This window comes from Chitinophaga oryzae (genome assembly GCF_012516375.2).
Lineage (GTDB): Bacteria > Bacteroidota > Bacteroidia > Chitinophagales > Chitinophagaceae > Chitinophaga > Chitinophaga oryzae.
Genome location: NZ_CP051204.2, coordinates 5,467,308 through 5,488,443 on the forward strand (window position 1 = coordinate 5,467,308; position 21,136 = coordinate 5,488,443).

Consider the following 21,136-nt stretch of genomic DNA (forward strand, 5'->3'; position numbering starts at 1 on the left):
TGCCTGTTCGGTTATGACAGCAGTTCTGCCAGCGGCAGCCGGGTGGCGTTGTTACCTCTCCAGGCCACGAAACCGTCCGGCCGTACCAGCAATGCCTCGCCGGGAGCTGCGCCCGTAGCCTCCTCCCATGGCGCCAGCCTGTTACCGGGCAACGGGCACACCTGAACGAAAACAGGCTGTTCGTTCACCGCTGCCTGCCAGGGCGCAGGACCGCCATGAACGAAGAGCGTAAAGCGCCCTTTCAGCAAATCGAGGGTAGACAGCTGACGGTCGTCGTCCAGCCACAGATGCGGCACACGGGTGCCGGGAAGGCCATACAGCACTTTATCGGCCGGCACCGGCGGGCAATGGGAGGCAACCTTCACCGGGTAGCGATAGTCGGGAATACCGATCAGCGTCCGCACATTTTGCGTCAGTGTCATTTCTGCCGGCGATGCCTGTTCACCTGCCTTCGGCGGCGCTATCACCTGTCGTTGCATGATCTCCTGGTCTTTCAGGATGCCATTTTCATCTGCCAGCGTGGCCGAGCGCAAGGCATTGGCCAGTCCTATGGGTTGCCTTTCGGGCGAATAAGAGTCCAGCAGTGATGATGCGGCATGTCCTTTCAGCACCGCTGCTATCTTCCATGCCAGGTTCTGGGCGTCCTGTATGCCGGTGTTAGCGCCTTTTCCGCCGTAAGGCGTCATTACGTGCGCGGCGTCACCGGCAAGGAAAATGCGGCCGCTTTGCATGGTGTCTGCCACCCGCACGGTCATCTCCCAGGGCAGCACGCTGAGAATGCGGACCGGCAGCTCCGGCATCCCCAGGGCTGCATGGAGGACCGTTTGCAGCCTTTCTTCCGTATAGTCTTCCACGCGCTCACCTTTATCAGGATAGTAACGCAGCTGATACACCCATCGGTCGCTGTTATTGATAGCCGTCACAAAACCGGTGATGCCCGGCGTGTCGATGATACAGATGCTGAACTCCCGGTTCAGTACCAGTTCCGCCATATCTGCTTCAAAGTAAATGTTGAGAAAATCTGCCAGTACGCCCGGACCGGTGACCGGCAACTGCAGTTGCTGTCTGACACGGCTGCCGGCGCCATCGGCCGCAACCAGATAGTCTGCCGTTACGATGGTCGTGGCCCCCGTTTCCCGGTCACGTAATTCCGCCCTTACCCCGTCTTCTTCCTGAGAGAAAGAAATCATCTCCGTATAAAACAACAGTTGGGCGCCTCTCTCCTCCGCGGCGGCCCGCAGTACCGGTTCGGCGAGGTCCTGCGTACAGCGGGCGCCGCTTTCCGGCGTGAGCGCCGCCAGGCTCTCCAGCCCTTTCAGCTGGCTGGGATAGGTGATGCGTTCCCCCTCCCGCGGCCTGATGTCTGCCAGTACCGCCGCCAGCGTATCGCCCCGCAGCACGCCCCAGGCCGGTCCCAATGCTTTACCGGCTTCCCGTACCGCCTCGCCTACGCCCAGTTCGCGGAACAGCTCCATCGTACGGATATCGAAACCTCTCGCCCTCGGATGAATAGAGGTACCGCGATGCCGTTCTACCAGCAAAGGCCGGATACCCTGTTGCAAAAGAAATAATGCAGCTGAAAGCCCGGTAATACCGCCGCCGGCGATCAGTACCGGCACATGCAACGGTTGTTGTGTTGTCATAAGTAAATTATTTCCTGCAAAATTGCCTGTCTGCAGAAAGGGTTTAGTGCACAAAACGGATAAATAAGTACCATTTTTGTAGTGGTTTCACCCTACATTTGTCACCATGGAAACATCCGTAGCTCATACGACCGCTTTCAGAGACGCTTTCCTGATCCCGCAAGCAGAGATCCATCACTACCGCCTCCCCATGCCGGATGTAGACGGCAGCGGCAAATTCATCCTCTGCGACGACATGGCCATCGCCGACGGGCATGTGGTGTCAGGCCCGGCGGACTTCTCCTGGGAGCATTACAATGAGAAGACTTTCGTGGAACTTAATTTTGTGATGTCGGGACAGCTGTACCAGACCCACGAAGGCTTGATCCACCGGGAGCTGTTCAGACAGGGAAGCGCCAATATGCTGTTCAACCCCTCCTCGTGGGAAAAGAATGAACTGGCCGACACCAAAGGCTTCCGTAACCTGGGGGTGCATATCCAACCGGAAAAAATGATGGCGCTGCTGAACAGCTACGCGCCGGAGCTGCATCAGCTGACAGACAAAATAGCGAAGGGCATTCCTTTCGTTGCGCACGCACCAGCGGCTTATTTCAGTCCGCGGCTGCAGCATACGCTGGACCATATCTGGGACAGCCCCGCGCCGAAGGGCCTCAGGCGTCTTCATTTTGAGACACAGATACTGCAGTTGCTGGCGTTGCAATGCGAGGCGTTGCTGCCTTCGCCCAAACGTGCCGGCGCAGACATCCTCCGCCCCGCTGACCGTGAGCGCCTGCATCATGCGCGGCAGTACCTGCAGGAACATCTTGCCTTCCCGCCCACCCTGGCAGAGCTGTCACGCCACTGTGGACTGAATGAGTTCAAGCTGAAGAAAGGATTCCGGTCGTTGTTCGGACAAAGCGTATTTGCTTTTGTGAACAACGAGAGACTGGAAGCTGCGCGGCAGCAGATCTTACAGGGAGACCGGAATATATCAGAAATTGCCTACGGCCTCGGCTATACGCACCCGCAGCATTTTCACCGGGCATTTAAAAAGAAATTCGGGATAACACCGATGGGGCTGTTGAAATGATATCAGCTGGGCTGGATCACGGAGGAGAAAGATGACCTCACGCTGTTAAAAGATGGCTTTGATAAGTTTGAAATGGAAGTAGCCACAAGGATATTTAATCAGCATAAAGACAAGATACACTTTAACCGCTGCCCTGAATGCCATGGCCTGGCCAAAACGCCGCGGGCAGAGCAGTGCAGGCACTGCGGGCATAGCTGGCGGAATAAGTAAATTGCCCCTTTTGCCCCTTTATTGCCCCTTTATCGCCTGTTTTGCCCCTTTATCGCCCCTTTAGGCGTATTAATTGCCCCATTAGGTTTTGATAAAATATAAAAGGTCCCTCTGCCTGTTGACCCTACCTTCTCAATCAACTGTTTCAATAGCAATATTTGCAGATCGGATGTTGCAGTTCGTTTAGAAACTGAAAAATAACCCTGATATTGTTTATTACTTATTTGTCCATGTTCTTTAATGAACAGAAGCGCCTTTATCTGTCGTTCTTCTAAATTGAATTTTCTAAGATTTTCCAGGGAATAGGCGTCTTTATAAAACACAATACTAAACCCTCCCTGTTCTTCTACCATCCTGGGTTCAGGTAGTCCCGCCTCCACACAGGCCTCCACGATTTTATTAATCCCCCTGCCCCAGGATTCAATATACCCTGCTTTATAAAAAACGTTGGCGATATTTCTGTTTCTGGGGTACGACGAGTGATTCTCCTTTAATGCCTCGACTTTTAGCTCCTCGGGAAGATTGCCGGGGTTCCATATATGCAGTCTATCGTCAAATACCCGGAGAAAAGTGTATGTGCTTGCGTAATCCCTGTGTATAATCGCATTACAGATAGCCTCCCGCAGTGCCATTTCCGGGTATTCCAGCGGCTCCAGCCGCTGTAGGCCCTCATAGGATATTGGCCGGATGAGATATTTTCGTTTCAACAGCTCCAGTACGCTATCTGCCATGCTGAAGATATTGGTCTCGATCATATCATGAAACAAAAGATCGTGATTCGATTTCCCGAACCGGCCAATTTTAAAGCTGGCCGTAATAGATACTCTGCCTAAACTCTTCCCGAATAATAACAGCGCAGCATGGGAAAATTCTCCCGAGGACGTTGCCAGTTCCAGTTTTTGCAACAGCGACATTGTATCCAATGTCACGGCATCTGCCGGTATTCGCTCTTTGACCCGGGCTTTCTGCAGGAAGGCATCAATCGTCTCCCGATCGAAGTCCTCTAAGGTAGCGCCTTCCACCGGCAGCTCCTCCCATTTTTTGCCGATCTTTTTCAGCAACAGGTTTTGCAGCGCAATACCTTTCAGCTCCTGTTTGGTGCTCCCGCTCCGATAGTGATACACGCCGTGATAGGCAATTGGCACAGTACTAACGGGCACAATAATTTCGATATAATAGTGCTGCTCCCGTTCGCGGAGATTAACGTCTACCACCAGCCCCAGATGGTTGACTGTCTTATTGGGAATTTCATCCATCAACTTGCGATAGTCCTCCACCCCAACCACTGCACCAGTATCGTCAAGACCAATAAAAATCCTGCCTCCCTGTGCGTTGGCGAAGCCACAGATCCATTTGAGATATTCATCCCGCCACGATGTTTTGTATTCAATATTTTGTTGTTCAGGCATAACAATTCCGGATAAGCCGCGAAAGTATAGTGTCCCCTGGCTACAAATCCCGTATTCCCGTTAACGGATCTGTATTAACAAAAAAATTTCCTCCGCTTGTCCTATTTACCGCTTCTCATGCATCATTCCAATACAACAAACACATTTCACATGCAAGCAACTACCAAAGGCCGTAAGGCCGCCTACTGGACCACCACTGGTTTACTCGCCGCCGGCATGCTTTCAGGAGGCATCGCTCAACTGCTACGCACGCCGTCTACCACGCAGGGTATCGTGCATCTGGGATATCCGGTTTATATCATGACGATACTGGCCAGCTGGAAGATACTGGGCGTCGCGGTACTACTGCTGCCGCGGCTGACGCTGGTCAAAGAATGGGCTTATGCCGGTTTCTTTTTCCTGATGACCGGCGCCACCATCTCTCACCTGGCCAGCGGCGACAAGCCCGGCGATGTTACCGCACAGGTCATTTTCGTGGTACTCATCATGCTTTCCTGGTATCTGAGGCCTGCTAACAGAAGGCTTGCAGCCGTAACAAAGCTGCCGGATTAATTGTATGTTTATCTGCCGGAAAATTATTTTGGAAAGATGTCCTGTTTTTTATTTTCCGGTCATCCTATGTATGTTATCTTTTTACCGTCACCTTAATTGAATGTTCCGATGAAAGAGTTTATGTTATTATTCCGTCAGCCCAGCTATGATTACAGTAATGCATCCCCGGCTGAGATGCAGGCGCTTGCCCAGAAGTGGCAGGACTGGGTCAGCGGTATCGTAGCGCAGGACAAGCTGTCCAGCCATGGCCCCCGGCTGTCGCTCGAAGGCAGGGTATTAAAATCAGGCGGCGTGGTGACAGACGGACCTTTTGTGGAAGTCCGGGAAATACTGGGCAGTTTTATTATCGTAAAAGCGGAAGACCTGGAGTCCGCCACTACGCTGGCGCATGGTTGTCCGGCTGTGGACATGGGCGGCAGCGTGGAAATCAGACCGTTATATGTATAATTGTCAATAAACTTTACCGCCACCTGTCCCGCGGGACGGGTGGTATATGATCATGGACGCAGCACTCTCTTTAAAACAATTATTCCAGCAGGAATTCTCCCGTATGGTGGCCGTTATCAGCCGCCGTTTCGGGTTGCAGCATATCGAAATGGCGGAAGACATCGTGAGCGAGACCTTCCTGGTGGCTGCGGAAACATGGGGACTGAAAGGCATACCTGAAAACCCCGCCGCATGGCTCTATGCTGTAGCAAGGCAGAAAACCCTGTATCACTTCCGGCGGAATAAAATCTACGAAGAAAAAGTAATGCCGGCCCTGAAAGCAGGTCAGGCGGAGCAGGATGCACTAGACTTCTCCGACCAGCATATCCGTGACAGCCAGCTGCAGATGATTTTTGCGGTATGCGACCCGGCTATCGCCAGCGAAAGCCAGATTGGGCTGGCCCTGCGCGTGCTTTGCGGATTTGGTATCGATGAAATCGCAGAGGCCTTTCTGACCAGCAAGGAGACTATCAACAAAAGGCTGTTCAGGGCAAAAGAAAAGCTGCGCGCTGCGGGGATAAAGCTGGAGATGCCGCCGGAAAACATGCTGGCAGCGCGGCTCGACAATGTCCTGCATGTTATCTACCTGCTGTTCAATGAAGGATATTATTCCGGTACGCAAAGCCGCGTCCTGCAAAAGGAGCTGTGCCTGGAAGCCCTTCGGCTCGGACTGATGCTGGCCGGTTACGAGAAGACCAACGTACCTGCTACCAATGCGCTGATCGCACTGATGTGTTTCCATGCCTCCCGGTTTGAAGCGAGACAAAACAATGGAACTTCTTTTGTGCTCTACGAGGAACAGGACAACTCCCGGTGGGACCAGGTACTGATTCATCAGGGTGTCCGTTACCTCGAACGCTCCGCCCAGGGCGGGCAGCTGACGTCCTATCACCTGGAAGCAGGTATCGCCTACCGGCATTGCCAGCAACAGGACACCCCTGAAAAATGGCAGGACATCCTGCGGCTGTATGATCAGTTGTTACAGGTGAACTTCTCTCCCTCTGTGGCACTTAACCGCGCCTACGCCGTGTATAAAGTTCACGGCGCACAAACTGCGATCACGGAAGCGGAAAAAATCCCGCTGACCAACAACCACTTCTATTTTGTACTGTTAGGCGAACTATACAAAGACATTCAGCCTGAAAAGGCTGCCGCTTGCCTCCGCCAGGCATTGTCGCTGGCGCGCTCTTCCGTTGAAAAGCAACAGGTGATGCGTAAGATAGCATTGTTATAAACATGTCGGTTTCCCACCCCTATAAAGTCGCATTGACACAGCATTTAGGCCAGCCGTCTCCTGTATTTTTGTAATACAAAATCAGACGTTATGCGAAAAATCATCACCGTTAACTTTATTACTTTAGATGGCGTTATACAGGCGCCAGGCGGGCCGCAGGAAGACACTTCCGGTGGCTTTCAATGGGGTGGCTGGGTAGCCCCTTTCAGCGATGAAATAATGAACCAAAAGATAATCGCCGTTATGGACCAACCGTTCGACCTGCTCCTGGGCAGGCGCACCTATGATATATTCGCCGCACACTGGCCTCATTATAATGATGGCATCGGCAAAAAATTCAACCAGGCGGAAAAGTTCATGGTCTCTCATAACGCTATCCCCCTGCCATGGCAACACGCTACCCTGATCACCGGCGATGTGGTGGAAGCGCTGCAGGCACTGAAAAATACAGACGGCCCCAACCTCCTGGTTTATGGCAGCAGTCAGCTAATGCAGACATTACTGGCTCACAGGCTGGCAGACATCGTTCACATGTGGCTCTTCCCTGTTACCATCGGATCGGGAAAGCGTCAGTTTGCGGACGGTACGCTTCCCGGCAGCTGGAAACTGACAGACGCTACGCCCACTTCCACAGGGGTGATCATGACGACCTACGAACCGGCGGGAGCCTTGCAAACACGTGCGATTGAATCAAAACCGCCGTCAGCAGCGGAGCTGGAGAGAAGGCAAAAAGTCCTGGCGGAAGATGCCGGATTATAACGTACTTGTTCCCGCTTTGAGGGACTGGCGGTAAGCCAGCGGAGATAAACCTGTTTTGCTTTTAAACAGGCGGTTAAAAGATTGCGGTTGCTCAAACCCCAGCCTGTAGGCGATATCGGCAACGCTCCATTCACCGGCGCCCAGCAGGTCTTTCGCTATTTCGAGCAGCTTCCGGTGAATATGTTGCTGTGTGTTTAAGCCGGTATTGGCGCGCAACAGATCGCTTAGATAATCCGGTGAAAAATGCAGCTGCTCTGAAACATACTGTACGCTTGGCAATCCCGACCGGGACGGCTCATCGCTGTCAAAATAACGGAGCAGGACTGCATCAAGACGGCTCAGCAGTCCGTTATCATCTTCCCGCTGTGTCGCAAACTGCCGGTGATAGAAACGGTTGCTGTAATCCAGCAGCAGCTCCAGCCCCGATGCCAGCAGGTCCTGGCTGAACCGGTCTGCCGGCGTGTCCAGCTCCATAGCTATCTGTTCAAATAACTTCAGGATAATATCCCGCTCTTTCTCTGTAAGATGTAAGGCTTCAGACACTGTGTAGGAAAAGAAACCGTACTGGCGGATTTTCTTTCCCAACGGATGATGCCTGATCAGGTCCGGATGGAAAAAAATGATCACGCCTGACAGGCTCTTTTCCGGTGAAACACCGGAGATCAGTTGGCCCGGAGCCACAAAAGCCAATCCCCCTTCCTTAAAATCATAATAGTGCTGTCCATAGCGGACCATCCCGTTCGTTTTATGAATGAAAGATAGCTTGTAAAAATTGAGCATGATCCGCGAAGAAAACGCATGCCGCTGAAACTGTATACCATCATAGCTGACATAACTGATCAAAGGATGTTGCGGCGCAGGCAATCCCAGTTCTTCATGAAAAGATGCGATGTCCGGATATATCGCGGGTGATGGCATTGTTTTCTTCATGCCATAAAAATAAGACATATCCGCGTCAATAATGATCGTTCTGCGTTTGCGGAAGGATGGCTGGGAGTACAGACGGCTGCCCGTTGATGGTAGCGCCTCCCTGTGCTATATGCCGTGCGTTTGCCAGCAAAGTGTACGGAAAAACCGGTTCGGGCGCAGACAATGCATCCAGTTCGGCAATCGTCTGCGGTGAGAGCACGACTGTCAATGCCTGCAGGTTTTGTTGCAATTGTTCCGGCGTGCGGGCGCCGATGATGGTCGATGTTACACCCTCCCTTGCTATCACCCATGCCAGCGCGATAGCGGCTGCCGGCACGCGGTAATCCGCCGCGATGCCGTTGAGCGCGTCTGTCAGCAGGTAGGCCTTTTCACTGAGCGCACTATCGGCGGTCCGTTTGCTAAGGGTTTGCCCCCGCTGTTCCCGCGTGTATTTTCCGGAGAGAACGCCCTGCTTCAGGGGAGACCAGGGCATTACCCCCAGTTGCATTTCCTGCGCCATCGGTATCAGCTCCGCTTCGACCGTTCTTTCCAGCAGGGAGTATTCTATCTGCAGACCGATAAAAGCCGGCCAGCCCCGGAAATGGGCGATGGTCTGCGCCTGCGCTATTTTCCACGCCGGCGTATCAGACACACCAATATACCGTACCTTGCCTGACCGCACCAGCTGTTCCAGCGTATACAGCGTTTCTTCTACGGGCGTATGCGGGTCAAAGGCATGCATCCAGTAGAGGTCTATGTAGTCGGTTTGCAGGCGGCGCAGCGACGCCTCCACAGACTGCAGGATGGTTTTCCTTCCGGTGCCGCCGCTATTGGGGTCTCCCGGCCGCATACTGCCGAAAAATTTAGTGGCGATCACCAACCGGTCCCTGTTAATATGGCTTTCCTTCAGATAATCCCCGATGATTTTTTCCGAATGCCCTTTGGTGTAGATATTGGCCGTATCAATCATGTTGCCGCCCTGTTGCAGGTAAGCAGCCAGGATTTCTTTCGATACTTCCGGCGTAGCGCCATAGTGCCAGTCCATTCCGAAAGTCATGGCGCCCAGGGTAAGCGGAGATACTTTCAGCCCAGACTTTCCCAGGGTGCGATAATGCGTTAATTCCATCTGTTCTTTACTTTGACAGCAAAATTCTGTCAACTGCCATAGGCTGAAGTAACCGGATCAGGGAAGAATGTAACCGGAAACGGGAATTGTTATATACTCCCGGGAGCAGGAAACGGGTTATGTTCCTTTGATTATTTTTTTGATGATGGTGATCTGTCCGAGATGGTAATGGGTGTGTTCAATGATCCCTGCCAGGTTGCGGTACCAGGTGCCGTATTTCCCGTCGGTGAAGTCTTCCGCCAGCTGTTTGTCCTCCAGCTGTTCCATGGCATCGGCAAAGGTGGCCGCTTCGGCCAGCGTTTTGGTCACCAGCTGCTGCCATTCTTCTTCCGACGTAATGGGCGGCAGGTCAAAACTGAATTTATCGCTGGCCTGGAGCTGTCCGCCCTGCAGCACTTTCAGCACCGCGCTCACATAGTAGTTGACATGAAATACCAGCACGGCAATAGTATTAAGCGAATGCACCGGCGTGGTGGCCATCTGCCAGTCCACATCCGCCAGGGTATCTTTCAGGTTCACCGATGTCCAGTTACCACCAAAATGTACGTCGCGGAAATGTTTGGCCATCTGCTGCAGGGTCGTCATCTTTTTTTCGAAAAAGATACAAATAAATCCGGTTTGCAGTTACGCCACCTCCGTGTTATCTTGCGCAGACAGATATGGAAACAGGAACAATGACAACGGGAGCGGCGCAGCGGCTGCAGGCGTCCGCCGGCAAACAACATTTTGCGATACTGGACGGACTGCGGGGCGTAGCCGCCATCGTCGTAGTGTTTTTCCACTTTATGGAAGTGGTATTTACCGATTACAATAAAAACTTTGCAGGGCATGGCTTCCTGGCAGTGGATTTTTTCTTCTGCCTGTCGGGCTTTGTGATAGCCTATGCTTACGACGACCGCATGCCGCAGCTGCGGCTGCAGGATTTTTTCCGGGCGAGGCTGATACGGCTGCATCCGCTGGTGGCGCTGGGCGCCGTGCTGGGACTGCTCACCTATCTTTTTGATCCGCTGGCAGGGCCACCTGCCGGTTGTGGCTTCGGTAAGACCGCTTTGCTGTTTATCACCACCCTCCTGCTCATTCCGTTTCCTGTTATATCGGAACGCTACTTTAATCTCTTCTGCCTGAATGCGCCCGCCTGGTCCCTGTTCTGGGAGTATATCGCCAATATTTTTTATGCGCTGGTATTATGGCGCCTGCGCCGCAACCTGTTGCTGGTACTGGCAGCGGTAGCGGCGGTGATATTGGGCGTGGTGGCTTACCGTACCGGTAACCTCATGGGCGGCTGGAGCAAGGATAACTTCTGGCATGGCGGCGCCCGGCTATTTTATTCTTTCACCGCCGGCATGCTGGTTTACCGCTTCCGGCTGATCATCCCCAACCGCCTGGGTTTCCCCGGTGTGGCGCTGTTACTGCTGCTGGCGCTGTTCATGCCTTTCTATGGACAGAACTGGCTGGTGGAAATGGCCATCGTCGTGTTTTACTTCCCGGCGCTGGTGGCGCTGGGCGCCGGCGCCCGCCTCGTACCCTGGCTGGAAAAGCCCTGCCGGTTTTCCGGCCAGGTGTCGTATCCATTATATATGACCCACTACGGGTTTATCTGGATCTTCGCACATTACCTGGAAATATACAAACCGAATATGTCCCGCCTGGCGGTAGTGGTCCCGGCGGGAGTTACCGCCCTGGTACTGCTGGGATGGGTGGCGCTGGTGGCGTACGACCAGCCGGTGAGGAATTATCTGAACCGCGTTTGGAAAAAACGTTGAACGCTCGCGGCAGCAACACATCATACACCTCCTTCGGTGACCTGTCACTGCCATCAGGATGTATCAGGCGATACATCCTGCCACTTCTTTCCCGGGTATTCAGGGAGGCTTCCGTAACATTTCTGACCTCGTGACCCTAAGCCGTTCCGGTATAACTTTTTGTGCTTCGCTTTTTGCCTTTTCTATTCCTTCTGTGAACCTGTTCAGGGTGCGTGCTGGTATGCCACCCGTCGCACCAGGAGAACAGTGGTAAAACCCGCCCTTATACCGCACCCGGAAAGCAGGTGGCAGGTCTATCCATGTCCGGCCTGCAGATGAGGAGCCCGCAAGTCCTTCCATTTTCAGTTTTTGCTGTTCCCCCAAATTAATTGGGCTACTCCAAAAACTTTTATTATGTTTGAACATATGAACATTAAAAAATAATGGGAACCGGGAAAAAAATAGCGATAGACATTGGCGGCAGTCATGTATCTGCCTGTATAGTAGACACGAACAACACCGGATCAGCACCGGGCAACGTTATGACAAAGCCTTTACAGGCAGACAGCAGCGCGGCGGAGATCATTTCCGTTATTGCCGGCTGCATCACGGCATTGAAAGACACGACGATCGACGGCATCGGCATAGCCATGCCCGGCCCGTTTGACTATCAGAACGGCATCAGCGCCATCACCAAAGTAGGGGGTAAATTCGGCCGCCTGTTCGGCCTTCATGTCCGGCAGGCCTTACAGGATGCATCCTGCACAGAAGACCTGCCCATGCACTTTTGTAATGACGCTCATGCTTTTGCGATGGGTGCACGGCAGGTACTGGGGCTCGACGGCCCTAAAACCGTGTTGCTGACGCTGGGCACCGGCTTCGGCTCTGCCTTCCTGGAAAACGGGGCGCTGGCAGCGGCACCTGAAGGACTGCCTTCCGCGGCGTTTTTTGACTGCCCCTTCCAGGACGGCATAGCAGACGATTACTTCTCTACCCGCTGGCTGCTGGAAGCCTTCCGGCAGCAGACCGGTGTGGTGGCCTCCTCCGTTAAAGCCATGGCTGAAGAACATGAAACCATTGCCCGGCCGGTATTTCAGGCCTTCGGCCGAAACCTGGGCGCTTTCCTGCGGCCCTGGCTTTCTCAATACGGCTGTACGGCACTCGTGATCGGCGGCAATATCGCCCGCGCTTATACGTTGTTTTCCGCTCCGCTGGAAGAACAGCTGCATGGCCTCCCGGTAAAAATCACCTGGTGCCAGGAAACAGAACACTGTATCCTCACCGGCGCGGCCATGACGCCACATCAGGCGGACAACACCGCTGTACGCCGCACCACCCAGCCACTACTGCCCGTGACAGCTGATAATACCGGCGAAGCCGCATATACCGTCTTTCCCTCCTTTCATACCGGTCATCCGGTGGAAGAAGGTTACGCCTCCCTGGCAGCCGCTGTTAAAGATGACAGCTATCTCATCATAGACGGTTACGACGGCGTGCTGTGGGAACCGTTCAGGGCTGCCCTTCACCAGGCGCTGCGGGCATATAACCGCCCCGTATACTGGTACCATACCGGCGTATGCCTGCAAACGCCTGCTGCTATTACGGCCATGCTGGAAGCCTATTCCGGCACACCGGACGCCGTATTCGGCAAACGGTACGAGGGCAGCCTGGCCGACTTCTTCGATCCGGAGAAATTATTTTCTATCCACCCGGACGATGCGCCCGGCCTGCATATCATCTATGGCACCGGCGCGGCGCTCACCGCCATCAAAGGCAGAACACTGTATATAGACATCCCTAAAAACGAGATCCAGTACCGCCTGCGGGCCGGCAGCATCACCAACATCGGCACGCCTACGTATGCGTATAAACGCTGCTACTTTGCCGACTGGCCCGTTTTAAATAAACACAAACAATCTTTACTGCCGCATATCGATGTGATCATCGATGGTCAGCGTCCCGATACCATCACCTGGATGCCCGGCGCTCAGCTGCGTGCAGCCCTCGACGTGATGCTCCGTCAGCCTTTCCGCGCCCGGCCGTGGTTTGAAGCCGGCGTATGGGGCGGCGACTGGATGAAAAAACATCTCCCCGGCCTGAACACCGACGAAGTGAACTATGCCTGGTCCTTCGAACTTATCACACCGGAAAACGGTATTGTGCTGGAAGGCAACGGCCGCCTGCTGGAGGTATCCTTCGATATGCTGGCCTTCCACAACAACCGCCAGCTGCTTGGCAAAGCCGCACAGCGCTTCGGTACCAGCTTCCCTATCCGTTTCGATTTCCTCGACACGTTCGACGGCGGCAATCTGTCCATCCAGTGCCATCCGCGGCCAGCCTATACCCTGCAACATTTCGGAGAAGATTTTACGCAGGACGAAACCTATTATATCCTCGACTGTAAGCCGGACGCACAGGTGTACCTCGGCTTCCGGGAAGACATACAGCCGGCCGCTTTCAGAGAAGCGCTGGAAGCAGCTATCAGCGATAACGTACCGCTACCCGTGGAAAAATATGTGCAGCAGTTCACCGCCAAGAAACATGAACTGTACCTGATACCCAACGGTACCATACACGCTTCCGGTAAAAACAATATGGTGCTGGAGATCAGCAGCACGCCCTACATCTTTACATTTAAAATGTACGACTGGCTGCGCACAGACCTCAATGGCCGTCCGCGGCCCATCCACCTGGACAGGGCTTTTGACAACCTGTACTTCGACCGGAAAGGTAAAACCGTACCTGACACGCTGATCTCAAAGCCGCAACTGCAGGAAGAATGGCCCTCCGGAAAAAAATGGCAGCTGCCCACGCATGCCGAACACTTCTACACCGTGGACCGTTATGAGTTCTCCGGTGAAGTGAACATACCCACCAACGGGCAGTGTCATATCTGTATGCTGGTAGAAGGCCGTCAGCTGGACGTTACCGCCGGTGGCGGCACACAACGTTTTCAGTATGCCGAAACGTTCGTCATCCCCGCAGGGGCTGGTCATTACGCCTGCCGTTATACCGGCGAAGGCAAAGCCATGCTGGTGGTAGCCTATGTAAAAGACAACTATTGCTGATTTAAATATTTCACGTCATGGGAAACAGTAACACACGCCTGTTCATCACCACCGTCACCCTGATCGCTGCATTGGGAGGCCTGCTTTTTGGCTTCGATGTAGCCGTTGTCAGCGGTATCATTCTTCCCGTAAAAACACAGTTCCAGCTCACCGCATCGCAGGAGGGCTGGTTCGTTTCCTGTGCCCTGCTGGGATGTATCGCAGGCGTAGCTTTTTCCGGCACCCTGAGCGACCGTATCGGCCGTAAAAAAGTGCTGGCCCTGGCCGCCTTCCTCTTCCTGGTCAGCGCCGTCGGATTTGCCGTCTCCACCACCTGGTCGCTCCTGATATTTTTCAGGCTGCTGGCAGGCATGGGCGTAGGGGTGGCCTCCAATATATCCCCCCTTTACATCTCGGAGCTGGCGCCGGCTTCGCGGCGGGGACGGCTGGTCACTTTCTACCAGCTGGCCATCACCATCGGCATCCTTGTAGCTTACTGCTCCAACCTGGCCATTCAACGTTATGCGGCAGCTGCCGGCGATACTTCCGGCGGATGGCTGCACTGGCTGTTTGTAACAGAATACTGGCGTGGCATGTTCCTCGTGGGCGTCATCCCTGCCGTCGCTTTCTTCGCGCTGCTGGCCATCGTTCCGGAAAGCCCCCGGTGGCTGGCCCGCTTCGGCCGGCAAACGGAAGCGCTGCATATCCTGGAAAAAATCAATCCTGACAAAAAAGAAGCCGCTGCAGAACTGCAGGCGATCCTGGCTGTATCCGCGGACGCCTCCAAGGGCGGGCTGCGCGCGCTGCTGCAACCGCCGCTGCGGCATCTGCTCGTGATGGCCTGCGTATTGACAGCCTTCTCACAGTTCAGCGGCATCAATGCGGTGATCTACTACGGTCCTACCATTCTGCGTTCTTCCGGCGTAGTGGCCAACGATACGCTGCTGTACCAGGTGATGCTGGGCGCCGCCAATATGCTCTTCACGTTTGTGGCCATCTGGAAAGTGGACAGCCTGGGACGCCGCCCGCTGTATCTTGCCGGCTCCATCTGCGCTGCCGCCGCACTAACGCTCACGGGCATATTTTTCCTGTTGCAGATCAACGGATGGCCGTTACTGATACCGATCACTTTTTTCCTGCTGTTCTTCGCTTTTTCACTGGGACCATTGAAGTTTGTCATCGCCACGGAGATATTTCCGACACCGGTAAGAGGACTGGCGCTGTCTGTCTGCATCCTCGTAATGTGGGTGTCTGACTGGCTGTTGAACCTGCTCTTCCCCATCATGCGGGAAGGCATGGGCATCGCCACCACCTTCTTCCTGTTTGCCGGCTGTTGCCTTTTCTCTTTTTTCTATGCGAAAAAATACCTGTTCGAAACCAAGGGTCAGTCGCTGGAAAACATCACCATGAAAGAAAAAACGATCATCCACCATTAATCACCTGTTATGATGAGAATATTCTGTTGTATCACTGCTTTAATAGCCTGCGCCCTGAACGGGACCGCCCAGAAAACGGTCCCCTATCTCGGTAAGGTAGACTGGATCAACGGTTACGACCATGAAACGGAAGGCGAGAACATCCGCTACTACTCCGCATTTCCAGACTACGCTACTACCGCGCTGCTCACACGCGCAACCGACGGTCATAAAACGATCGCCTGGCAAACCGCTGCCGTGCCCGCACGCGTCAAAGGACCTTATGTTTATTTCAGCTGGGTAGCCGGCCACTCTTCCGCCACCAACAGCGGCGACCGTCACTTCGATTTATATGTGGATGATGTAAAACTGCTGACGTTCACCACTAAACGCGGTAACCAAACGCCGGACTGGACGTTCGCCGCGCCCGACAGCAGCCGCCTCGTCTTCCAGCAACTCCGGAAAGACGGCGCCAACGACGCGCACGGACTGATGTTCCTGCGGCTGCCCCTCAGCCGCGTAACACCGGGCAAGCCGGTCCGCCTGAAAATCATAGGTCACGCACAGCAGAGCAACGACTGGTTCATGACCTTTAAATTTTCCTTCCAGGAAAAAGTGGACATCCTCCCCCAACCCTTTATCCTGAAAAACGGGCAGCAGCCTGTAACACTGACGGCGCTGCATTTTGGCACGCTCCGTACTTTCAAGGTAACGGTAGACGGCAAAAAAGTATATTCCTTCCCGGTAGAAGACGGCGTCAACACTTTCGACATCCCCGTCAATGCCGTGAAACAGCCCGACAGTATTCATGTAGTCGTTAGCGATGCCGGCAAAGTAGTGACGGAGCGGGTTATCACCCTTACACCGGTCACCTACCGGGAACTGCATTTCATCCATCACTCCCATACCGACATCGGTTACTCACACCTGCAGCCGGAAGTACTAAAAATACACCTCCGCAATATCAACGACGCGCTGGACATGATCGCCGCTACCCGCGACTATCCCGAAGAAGCGAAGTTCAAATGGAACATCGAATCCCTGTGGGCGGTGGAACACTTCCTGCAACAGGCCACACCGGAGAGAAAAGCTGCATTCATACAGGCCGTGAAAGACGGCAACATCTGCCTCTCTGCCCTGTACGCCAATATCCTCACGGGCCTTACCCTGCCGGAAGAAACGTTCCATTACACCGACTTCGCCGCGCAGCTGCAGAAGACTTACGGTCTCCGCATCCCCAGCGCCATGATCTCCGACGTGCCGGGGTATACCTGGAGCACGGTGACAGCACTGGCCAAAGGCGGCGTTAAATACTTCTCCAGCGGGCCTAATTACCTGGGCGAAAGTCATCCTTACCTCGGTGACCGCGTAGGCCATTTTGTGCGCAGCTGGGGCGATAAGCCCGTATGGTGGGAATCTCCTTCCGGACAGGAGAAAATACTGTTCTGGACAGGCGGCAAAGGATACTCCTCCTGGCATGGCACCGCCCCCGGCGCTGTCTTTGAAAGAGGACCACAGAAAATAGCGGGTTACCTGAACGAGCTGGACGAAAAACACTACCCTTATGACATCGTTCAGTGGAGGTACAACGTGGTAGCCGATAACGGGCCGATAGACACCGCTGTCTCCCGTTTCGTTAAGCAGTGGAATGAAAAGTATGCATCTCCCAAAATTGTACTCAACACCACCGATAAACTGTTTGAAACTTTTGAACAGAAATATGGAAAAGACCTGCCCGTCGTGAAAGGGGACATCACCCCTTACTGGGAAGACGGCGCCGGTTCTACCGCCAAAGAAGAAGGCCAAAACCGTGTCAACAGTCTCCGGTTGTCTCAACTCACCAATGCCTATGCTATGCTGGCGCCGGGACGGTTTAACGCGCAGCAGTTTTACAATGCGTGGACCAACATCCTTATGTTCCATGAGCATACCTGGGGAGCGCATAACAGCATCTCGCAGCCGGACGTATCGTTTGTGACAGCGCAGTGGCGCATCAAAAAGCAGTTCATGCTGGATGCCGATAGTATCATCCAGACCCTCAGCGGACAGCTGTTCCAGCCGTTGACAGACGAAAAATCGCGCAGCATTGCCGTCGTTAATACGCTATCCTGGCCCCGCAGCGGACCGGTAAAAATAAGCATCGCCGGCAAGTCCGTGAAGGACGCCCGCGGCCGGAAATACCCGCTGCAGCGCCTTTCCGACGGCAGCTTCGTATTCCTCGCCAGGGAGGTGCCGGCCTTTGGCACCGCGGTATATACCGTCACGGACGAAGTCGTTAAGGCCACCGCCAGCTTTAAACAAAGCGGCAACGCACTCTCCAATGGCAACATCAGCGTTACCTGGGACAATAACGGCAGCATCACCCAACTCTCCGCGCAAGACGGTCACAACTACGCCGGTACTTTCCGCGGACAGGGACTGAACAGCTACTGGTACGTGCCAGGCCAGAACCCCGCCGATGCAGAGACCAATCAGCCCGTACAGGCGCAGGTATTGGAAAGCGGTCCGGTAGTGACCACCATCGCGCTTCGGGCGCAGGCGCCTGGCGCCAATGCCCTGGAGAAAAGGCTTACGCTTTATGCCAACAGCAACATGGTATTGATTGAGAACACGGTTGACAAAAAGCCTGTCAGGCAAAAAGAAGCGCTGCATTTCGGGTTCCCGTTTGAAGTGCCCTCCGGACAGGTGACGCTGGACGCGGGCTACGGCACGCTGCAATACCTGAAAGATCAGCTGCCGGGGTCCAATATGGATTTTCTCTTCGGCCGCCGGTGGATGGATATCTCCAACACCGCCAACGGCGTACAGTGGATGCTGCTGGAAACGCCGATGGTAGAGCCGGACAGCATGATCAACGAGCGCCTTCAGATTGCGCAAAGCCATAAAGCGTGGAGAACGAAAGGGCAACCCACCAGCCGTTGGTTCTCCTATGTCATGAATAACTACTGGCACACTAACTATAAGGCAGACCAGGACGGCAGCAGCAGCTATCACTATGCCTTACAGCCGCATGGCGCTGCCGACGGCGCAGCGCTGGAAACAGCAGCAGCGGACTTTACACAACCGCTCCTGAGTTTTCCTATGAAGAAAGGCGCTGCTTTACCGGCGGGGCTTTTCCGGCCGACCAACGCCGCCGTAGTGGCTACCGCCGTGGTACCACAGGAAAATGGCCAGTACCTGGTGCGGCTCTTTAATCCCGGTAAAACAAGCCAAAGCACCGGGTTTGAATGGGGCACGCTGAAGCCTGCACGCATTACCGTGGTAAGAAACGGAGAAACGAAAGACGCAAAGGCAACCTTTACCCTGCCCTCTATGGGCGTAGAGGAGTACCTGCTTATTCCATAAGCAACAGGTTATAAATGAAAATGCCGGATGAAAAATCATCCGGCATTTTTTTATCTATAAGTGAGGTCGTTTTAGTTCGATACTATAGGTAAAACAATCGCTCCTGTACCAGCAGATGTTAAACTCCAGCGGCTTCCGGCTGGCGTCCAGCACTATTCTGCGCCTTTCCAGCACCGGCGATCCCTTTTTGACTTTCAGCAGGCCGGCGATCTTTTCATCGGCGCCAATAGCTTTGATTTCTTCCTGGGAATATACCGGCACCACGTGAAAGTCCGCGTCCAGCATCTCATACAGCGGCCGGTCGAAATTCTCTTTGCCGGTAAGCCCTATCCTGGGATGGAAAAAAGATTCGAAATACACCATCGGGCTTTTCTCAGTGCTCCGGATACGCTCCAGGCATACCACCGGTTGCTCCGGCTCTGTCTGCAGCATCTTCGCCACTTCCTCCCCTGCTTTCGCCACCGATACCTTGTTCTTCAGGGTTTTGAACGGGATGCCCTTGTCCTCCATTTCATGGGTGAAGCTGTACCAGTTGTCCAGGTTGGTGGTGATCTTTTTCTTTTTCACCACCGTGCCATACCGCTTCTTTCGCTCCAGCAGGCCGTCTTTCACCAGGTTGGCGATGGCCATCCTTAACGTGTTGCGGGAAATGCTCCAGCGTTTGGCCAGGTCTGTTTCTTTTGGAAAAATGTCTCCCTCCCGGAAAAAATCCTCCCGGATCAGCTTCCGTAATAGCTCCTCCGCCTGCTGATGCAGGGGGATTTTACTATCGTGGTCCAATAAAGGTATCTTCGTCATATATGTACGAACATATCGATTTTTTGCGACGGGGAAAAATTTTTATGCTGAAAAGCTGGCGGGACGTAACATTTGGAGGGAGCCCGTTTACTGCGGCAGCCATTCTTTCAGTGCTTCTTTTGCTGCAGGCAGTCCCATATAGCTATGCAGATAAGTGAATATTCCTGTTTCGCAGGACAGCTCCCGGAAGATATATTGCTGCGTATCATTCAGGGAAGCCCATGGTACTTTCACCGGGCTTGCCCAATGCTCCGCGAAGAAGCGGACCATCAGGTATTCCGCCATGATCTCATGTGGCAACCATTGCGCTCCTTCTGCAGGATGTTTTTTACTGTGATTTCTTTGAAACCGGACCGCCTGCAGGACCGCATCGATCTCTTCTTTACCACCCTTTGTATGAGAGAGAATCCCCGCACAGGCGATAGCGGCGATATAACCATCTGCCCAGGGATGCATGTCGTACTTCCATTCATGTGATTGCAACAGGATGTGCCCTTCCGCCACATCCTCCGTAGTGGGCGTATTAAACAAACGTGCGACGCTCAGATAAGGGCCCGGGGTTACGCTTGCGATCAGGCTTTCCGGCAGCTGCTCTACCCGCTGCTGTAGAACGATCGCCGCACCGATCAACAGATTTTCCTGCGCGGCTTCGTTCCTGGCGGCTATCAGTTCCCTGATAGCAGTCATCTTCTCAACGGCTGTTCCGGGTGATTCCACATACAATGTCAGCAAATACAGCTTTACTGCCAGTGTGCTCACAACAGGATCTTCATCGGCAATAACTTCCTGAATAAGGCTGGTATGTCTCCTGGTTTCGTCGTAGTAAGCTTTCCGTTTGTTGATGCCGGCATCTGCTGCTACGGTGGTCGTATATACGTCGCCGGTAAAAGCCAGTCTCATAGGTTTTAGCCCCAACAGCCGATAGCGGAGATATAAGTGCTTTTCTGCTATATCGGTCATAAAGGCCATCACCGCTGCACGGTCATACAGCTTACCGGTTTTGCATAATACCAGCAACGGATAGATCAGTTTTACCATCACCGGCAGCACATCGCCCTGGTGATAGGTCCTGCTCAGCAGTTCGCCCAGCAACTTCCTTTCTTCATCCTTTGAAGCCCCTGCTGCCAGGGCCTGAAATGCATCTCCGATATATTCACAGGTACCAAAATGATCTTCTTCCGCCGCCCAGTCAACCGAGGCAGTGTAATCTTTTAAAGCCTGCAGCAGCGCCGTATTATTATCTGCATTTGCCATAAGGAGTAAAGACATGGGTTTCTACTTATAAATATAAGCAAGTATATCCGATTTACCGGCGGTAAAATCTCCATGGAGGCGGAAGACTGCCAACCGGCATTTCTTACCCAATGGTAATTGTCAGCCGGCCGGACAAGA

At 53.7% G+C, this 21,136-nt stretch carries 16 protein-coding genes; 9 read left to right on the forward strand and 7 right to left on the reverse strand.

Going from position 1 to position 21,136, the window contains the following annotated elements; all coding sequences use genetic code 11:
- Positions 1-11: 11 nt before the first annotated feature.
- Positions 12-1,643, reverse strand: a complete 1,632-nt coding sequence (locus HF324_RS21740; RefSeq protein WP_168860810.1) for an FAD-dependent oxidoreductase — start codon at positions 1,641-1,643, stop codon at positions 12-14.
- Between the two features lie 106 nt (positions 1,644-1,749).
- Between HF324_RS21740 and HF324_RS21745 the strand changes: the two genes are divergently transcribed.
- Entirely contained in the window at positions 1,750-2,712 is a 963-nt protein-coding gene (locus tag HF324_RS21745) for a helix-turn-helix transcriptional regulator (protein WP_168860811.1), read from the forward strand.
- Between the two features lie 239 nt (positions 2,713-2,951).
- Here the strand turns inward: HF324_RS21745 and HF324_RS21750 are convergent, their stop codons facing one another.
- On the reverse strand, positions 2,952-4,331 hold the full coding sequence (locus tag HF324_RS21750; protein WP_168860812.1) for an ATP-binding protein: 1,380 nt from the start codon (positions 4,329-4,331) through the stop codon (positions 2,952-2,954).
- Between the two features lie 150 nt (positions 4,332-4,481).
- Here HF324_RS21750 and HF324_RS21755 point away from each other — a divergent pair, with 150 nt between their 5' ends.
- The 4 genes from HF324_RS21755 (at position 4,482) to HF324_RS21770 (ending at position 7,362) form a co-directional block, all read left to right on the forward strand.
- Entirely contained in the window at positions 4,482-4,883 is a 402-nt protein-coding gene (locus HF324_RS21755; protein ID WP_193114960.1) for a DoxX family protein, read from the forward strand.
- A 108-nt stretch (positions 4,884-4,991) separates the two neighbouring features.
- A complete protein-coding gene (locus HF324_RS21760) occupies positions 4,992-5,330 on the forward strand; it encodes a YciI family protein (RefSeq protein ID WP_168860814.1) in 339 nt (112 codons plus the stop codon).
- Between the two features lie 52 nt (positions 5,331-5,382).
- Positions 5,383-6,603, forward strand: a complete 1,221-nt coding sequence (locus HF324_RS21765) for an RNA polymerase sigma factor (protein ID WP_168804519.1) — start codon at positions 5,383-5,385, stop codon at positions 6,601-6,603.
- A 90-nt stretch (positions 6,604-6,693) separates the two neighbouring features.
- Positions 6,694-7,362, forward strand: coding sequence for a dihydrofolate reductase family protein (locus HF324_RS21770; RefSeq protein WP_168860815.1), 669 nt, complete (start codon positions 6,694-6,696; stop codon positions 7,360-7,362).
- Here the strand turns inward: HF324_RS21770 and HF324_RS21775 are convergent.
- From HF324_RS21775 to HF324_RS21785, 3 genes are all read right to left on the reverse strand, one after another.
- Positions 7,357-8,292 (reverse strand): helix-turn-helix domain-containing protein, encoded by a 936-nt coding sequence (locus tag HF324_RS21775; protein ID WP_168804521.1) that lies wholly within the window; start codon positions 8,290-8,292, stop codon positions 7,357-7,359. The two genes, HF324_RS21770 and HF324_RS21775, sit on opposite strands and share 6 nt — an antisense overlap.
- A gap of 25 nt (positions 8,293-8,317) precedes the next feature.
- A complete protein-coding gene (locus HF324_RS21780) occupies positions 8,318-9,397 on the reverse strand; it encodes an aldo/keto reductase (RefSeq protein ID WP_168860816.1) in 1,080 nt (359 codons plus the stop codon).
- A gap of 117 nt (positions 9,398-9,514) precedes the next feature.
- Positions 9,515-9,982: a DUF1572 domain-containing protein gene (locus tag HF324_RS21785; protein ID WP_168860817.1), complete on the reverse strand. Its 468-nt coding sequence runs from the start codon at positions 9,980-9,982 to the stop codon at positions 9,515-9,517.
- 74 nt (positions 9,983-10,056) lie between these two features.
- Between HF324_RS21785 and HF324_RS21790 the strand changes: the two genes are divergently transcribed.
- The 4 genes from HF324_RS21790 (at position 10,057) to HF324_RS21805 (ending at position 18,946) form a co-directional block, all read left to right on the forward strand.
- Positions 10,057-11,160 (forward strand): acyltransferase family protein, encoded by a 1,104-nt coding sequence (locus tag HF324_RS21790; RefSeq protein ID WP_220101217.1) that lies wholly within the window; start codon positions 10,057-10,059, stop codon positions 11,158-11,160.
- Between the two features lie 422 nt (positions 11,161-11,582).
- Positions 11,583-14,207 carry an ROK family protein gene (locus tag HF324_RS21795; protein WP_168860818.1) on the forward strand — a complete coding sequence of 875 codons (2,625 nt, stop codon included), beginning with the start codon at positions 11,583-11,585 and terminating at the stop codon, positions 14,205-14,207.
- Between the two features lie 17 nt (positions 14,208-14,224).
- Positions 14,225-15,622 carry a sugar porter family MFS transporter gene (locus HF324_RS21800; protein ID WP_168860819.1) on the forward strand — a complete coding sequence of 466 codons (1,398 nt, stop codon included), beginning with the start codon at positions 14,225-14,227 and terminating at the stop codon, positions 15,620-15,622.
- 9 nt (positions 15,623-15,631) lie between these two features.
- On the forward strand, positions 15,632-18,946 hold the full coding sequence (locus tag HF324_RS21805) for a glycoside hydrolase family 38 N-terminal domain-containing protein (protein ID WP_220101218.1): 3,315 nt from the start codon (positions 15,632-15,634) through the stop codon (positions 18,944-18,946).
- 54 nt (positions 18,947-19,000) lie between these two features.
- On the opposite strand, the gene HF324_RS21810 is transcribed toward HF324_RS21805, so the two are convergent.
- A complete protein-coding gene (locus tag HF324_RS21810; protein ID WP_168804526.1) occupies positions 19,001-19,744 on the reverse strand; it encodes a GntR family transcriptional regulator in 744 nt (247 codons plus the stop codon).
- An 87-nt stretch (positions 19,745-19,831) separates the two neighbouring features.
- Positions 19,832-21,013, reverse strand: coding sequence for a hypothetical protein (locus HF324_RS21815; protein WP_168804527.1), 1,182 nt, complete (start codon positions 21,011-21,013; stop codon positions 19,832-19,834).
- Positions 21,014-21,136: the final 123 nt, after the last annotated feature.